This window comes from Mucilaginibacter sp. (assembly GCF_039935595.1).
GTDB lineage: Bacteria > Bacteroidota > Bacteroidia > Sphingobacteriales > Sphingobacteriaceae > Mucilaginibacter.
In genome coordinates this window covers 1-4,732 of the sequence record NZ_JBDTJZ010000054.1, presented here as the reverse complement: position 1 = coordinate 4,732, position 4,732 = coordinate 1, and the positions used below count along the sequence as shown (strand labels likewise).

General features: G+C 42.8%; 3 protein-coding genes and 1 rRNA gene. 3 read left to right on the top strand and 1 reads right to left on the bottom strand.

Going from position 1 to position 4,732, the window contains the following annotated elements; genetic code table 11:
* Positions 1 to 11: 11 nt before the first annotated feature.
* Positions 12 to 123, top strand: a 5S ribosomal RNA gene (gene rrf, locus ABI367_RS03010).
* Between the two features lie 126 nt (positions 124 to 249).
* The gene (locus ABI367_RS03005; RefSeq protein WP_462230779.1) at positions 250 to 1,296 is read left to right on the top strand and encodes a hypothetical protein; all 1,047 of its coding nucleotides are present in this window, start codon (positions 250 to 252) and stop codon (positions 1,294 to 1,296) included.
* Positions 1,297 to 1,336: 40 nt separating this feature from the next.
* On the opposite strand, the gene ABI367_RS03000 is transcribed toward ABI367_RS03005, so the two are convergent.
* Positions 1,337 to 3,148, bottom strand: a complete 1,812-nt coding sequence (locus ABI367_RS03000; protein ID WP_462230777.1) for a serine hydrolase domain-containing protein — start codon at positions 3,146 to 3,148, stop codon at positions 1,337 to 1,339.
* Between the two features lie 154 nt (positions 3,149 to 3,302).
* Here ABI367_RS03000 and mutL point away from each other — a divergent pair.
* Positions 3,303 to 4,732, top strand: a 1,430-nt coding sequence (mutL, locus tag ABI367_RS02995) for a DNA mismatch repair endonuclease MutL (RefSeq protein WP_462230775.1), incomplete at its 3' end; no start/stop codon positions are given.

Here is a 4,732-nt window from a genome sequence, read left to right as displayed (position 1 = left end):
CTAAAAAACATTCAGGTGCCTATATCGGCGGTGTCTACCTCTTCCCATTCCGAACAGAGAAGTCAAGCCCGCCAGAGCCGATGGTACTGCGGTAATACGTGGGAGAGTAGGTCGGTGCCAAATCTTAAAAGAAAACCCCGTTCACATTTGTGGATGGGGTTTCTTTGTTTATGTAGAAACCGTCCGTACACAATTTTATTTTCTCTTCTTTACCATAAAGAAACACATATAGCTTATTTTTAGTGTAATATGTGCAACGGTAACACTACAATAAAACTATTTTTATTATCTGCTTTTTTGGTATCGTACTTAACCAAGAGTAGCGCACAATCCAATTTAAAAATAATAAAACTGCCTGCCGCCATTAATAATGTTAACGAGGAGTTTTCCGGTCTTGTACAATACCGCAACCGAGTATACCTGCTGCCGCAGTATGGCGATCATAAAGAAACCAAACTTAGCGGTGCCGTAAATATCTATAGCCTGTCGGCAGATAGTATAAACCGGGCCATTGAAGGCAAGGATAGCCTGCATTATTACCGCACACTTAAAATAAAAAACCTTGCCCAATTACCCAATGAAATTGCGGATAACTATCAGGGTTTTGAAGCCATCAGCATAGTTAACCAGCAAGTTTATTTATCCATAGAAACTGCTGATAATTATTACTACTGCTATTTACTAAAAGGTAAGCTTGATACGGTAAAGAATGAAATTAATATAGATAGCCATCATTTTATCCGCTTGCGCCGCTACCCGTATATAGAAAATGCCGGGTTTGAAAGCCTGGCCTATCTGCCTAAACAAAAAAAGCTAATAGCCTATTATGAATTTAACGCCATGCCCAGCGGTGGTTTGGGATATTTAATTGATCCGGCGTTTAAAAAGCCACCCACACAAGTAAAGGCACCCTTTTTTCATTTCAGGATAACTGATATAACAGCTACTAATAATGGCCGCATATTTGGAATAAATTATTACTGGAACGGCGATTATAATAGCTATCTAAATAATGGCATAATCAGCAACCAGGAAGACCGCATAAAATTACTGGTGCCCGACCTGAAAGATAGCCTAAACCGCAGCCCGGATTATTTAAAAAACACGCATACTACCTACGCGCGTATAGTTACCCTTAAAAATTATCACGACAAAAAATGGCGACAAGTAGCATCTTTTGACGGTTTTAAAAACAATTGGGAAGGCATCACCCTTTTTAAAAAAGGCGCATTAATTATTACCGATGCCAACCGCAGCAATAAACAGCTAACTACATTTGGGTACGTTGAGTTTTAGTTCACATTCCGCAATCAGCATTCCGACTTCCGCATTGCTTCTACAATCCTTTGGCAATAGCTTTATAAACAGCATCCTGTATGCGAGGCCTTATGTTGAGGCTGGATAGCTTTGAGGATTCTTTGGGGTATAACCGGTTGGACAGGAACACATACACCAAATTATATTTAGGATCAACCCACACACAGGTGCCGGTATAGCCCGTATGCCCGTAAGTTTGATCGGATGCCAGTTCCGATGGGTAATGCCGGTCGGTTAACGGATCCCAGCGGTCAAAGCCCAACCCCCTGCGGCTTATATTAGATTGTTTTGCACTAAACAGATCAACCGTTTCGGGTTTTATATAGAGGTCGCCGCCATAGGTGCCGCGATTTAAAAGCATCTGGTAAAGTATGGCCACATCATTTGCACTGGCAAATAACCCGGCATGGCCGGCAACGCCACCCATTAATGCAGCGGTGGGGTCATTAACATAGCCATCCAGCAGGGCATGGCGGTAAACCTGGTCGTCTTCGGTGGGTGGTATCTGGTCTACACTAAAACGCTTAAGCGGTAAAAATCCGGCGGTCTGCATTCCCAGCGGATTGTAAAACTGCTGCTGCACATAATCATTAAGCGGCGTAGAGGTAAGCGTTTCGGCAATTTGCTGCATAAAGCACATGCTCAGGTCGCTGTACACATACTGCCCCCGCGTGCGTATCGGCGAGTTTAGCATGGTCGGCCACATTACGTTATTAAAATAATCTTTACGCAAATAATAACGCTCATTTACTTTAGTGTTGTAAACAACCGATGAATCAGTGCTGTGGTCAGAAGGTTTTATCTGCTCAAAGGTGGGTATATCCGGAATTAAGCCGGCCTGGTGTGTAAGTACTTCGCGTACGCGCAAATCATTTTTGTTGGTATTGCGCGCCACGGCAAGGTAACTGCCAATGGTACTGTCCAAATTTAGTTTGCCCTGGTCATAAAGCTGCATGGCCTCAACGGTAGTTGCCGTTGTTTTGGTCATGGATGCCAGGTCAAAAATATCGGTTATTTTATCGGGCCGCTCGGCCGAGTAGGTATGATTGCCATACGCTTTGTTAAATATTACCTTGCCGTCCTTAGCCACCAATACTACCATACCGGGCGTTGCACGTGCCCTTATCGCTTCGCGGGCTATCTCATCAATAATTAATAAATTATTTGCGCTGATGCCGGCATCCTCGGGCACGGTATATTGCAGACGAGTTTTTTGGGTAACAAACCCCATGTTTGTCCGGTATTTTGCCGAATAGGAGTTAAGCAACTTTTGAGTTATAGCGACACCGCCAAAAACAGCTTGTGCTGAGTAATAGGCAGCAACTACAGAAACTTTCGACGACCAAATAATGGGAGCCGTAATGTCATCTAACCTGCTTAACCCGTTACCCTGCCCGTTAAAAACAACTACCACATTTTTAATGGCTTGATTGTTTTTTATAAAGCCGATGATCTGCGGGTTGTTTAAATCAGCATCATTTAACTGTACGATGAGGGTATTATAAAACTTAAGTTCCTGCGAAAGATTATTCAGGCTTTTGGTACCCATATAAGTATTGCCGTTAATGGTTTGCACTTTGGTATACTTATTAAGTAAGCTATCAAAGCCGGATGTATATATATAGGCAAAATGTATGCTGGCAATTTTTGCATCGTTTAAATTGCGTAACGGCAGTAAGTATTTGTCGTTATTTAATAAAACGGTGGTTTTTTCTACTTGTCTTTCTTCGTTTACATAAGCCTCGCCCGGGGTGTTTTGTGCGCAGGCCGAATTAAATAAAATAAGGGTAATTAATAAGGATAGCAGTTGTACACGTGATCTTTCTCTCATATATGGTATTATAATATTTTAACAAGCCATGCTTTGTCAAAAATATCAATTCGTAAAGTATATACAACGATGAAATCATAAAGTTATGGCATCAAATAATTAATTTAGCGTTTAATTAGATATGCCCACGCGGCGCGGAAGGAAAAAACTTTAAATGTCAGATATAATTCAGCTATTACCCGATTCGGTTGCCAACCAGATCGCCGCAGGCGAAGTGGTGCAGCGCCCGGCGTCGGCGGTAAAAGAATTGGTGGAGAATGCGATTGATGCCGGGGCAGATAAAATTCAGCTGATCATAAAAGATGCGGGCAAATCATTGATACAGGTTATTGATAATGGCTGCGGCATGAGCATGACCGATGCGCGTATGTGTTTTGAGCGCCATGCTACATCAAAAATAAAAAAAGCCGAAGATCTGTTTGCTATACGCACCATGGGTTTCAGGGGCGAGGCCATGGCATCAATAGCTGCTATAGCGCAGGTGGAGCTGAAAAGCAGGAGACATGAGGATGAGTTGGGGACGCATATCATCATTGAGGGGTCAGAAGTATTGAGTCAGCAAGCCTGTTCATGTAATACCGGATCGTCCATATCTGTTAAAAACCTGTTTTACAACACACCGGCGCGCCGCAATTTTTTGAAGAGTAACCCGGTTGAGATGCGCCATATTATTGACGAGTTTCAACGTATTGCGCTGGCCAACCCGCAAATATTTTTTACGCTGCACCATGATGGCCAGGAGGTTTATCATTTGCCTGCGGCGATATTAAAGCAACGCATTGTCCATTTATTGGGCAATAACTATAATCAACGACTGGTACCTGTTGAGGAGGATACCACCATTATTAAACTGCACGGTTTTGTAGGCAAGCCCGAGTTTGCACGTAAAACCCGCGGCGAGCAATTCTTTTTTGTAAACAACCGTTTTATACGCGACGCTTATTTAAACCATGCCGTATTAACCGCGTTTGAAGAATTACTGCCCGACGATACTTTCCCGCTGTATGTACTGTTTATCGATATTGATCCATCCAAAATAGATATCAATGTTCATCCTACAAAAACGGAGATAAAATACCAGGACGAGAAATCTATTTATGCTATCGTGCGCTCGGCGGTTAAGCGTTCATTAGGGCGTTATAATATTACCCCGAGTTTAGATTTTGACCAGGAGAACAGCATAGAGCATTTAATAACGCCCAAACCGTTTGAAGAAATTGTGGCCCCTGTTATAGCCTTCAACCCTGATTTTAATCCGTTTAGCGAAAGGAAAGCCGACCGCGAACTGCCTTTTTTACGCAACACGGGCGAAAGCTGGTCTTCATCCCCTATCCCGAAAAACTGGGATACGTTGTATGAAATAAGCAAGCGAGAAACCGCTTCACAACAGGAGATGCATGTTGAAAAATTGATTGCTGTTGATGAGCAGGAGATCAGCAAATCAAGCGAAAGGCAGTTTTTCCAGGTGCATAACCGGTTTATTATGTCGCAAATAAAATCGGGCTTTATGCTGATAAACCAGCAGGCGGCGCATGAGCGGATATTGTATGAGCGTTTTTTGCTGCAACTGCAAACACAATCGGG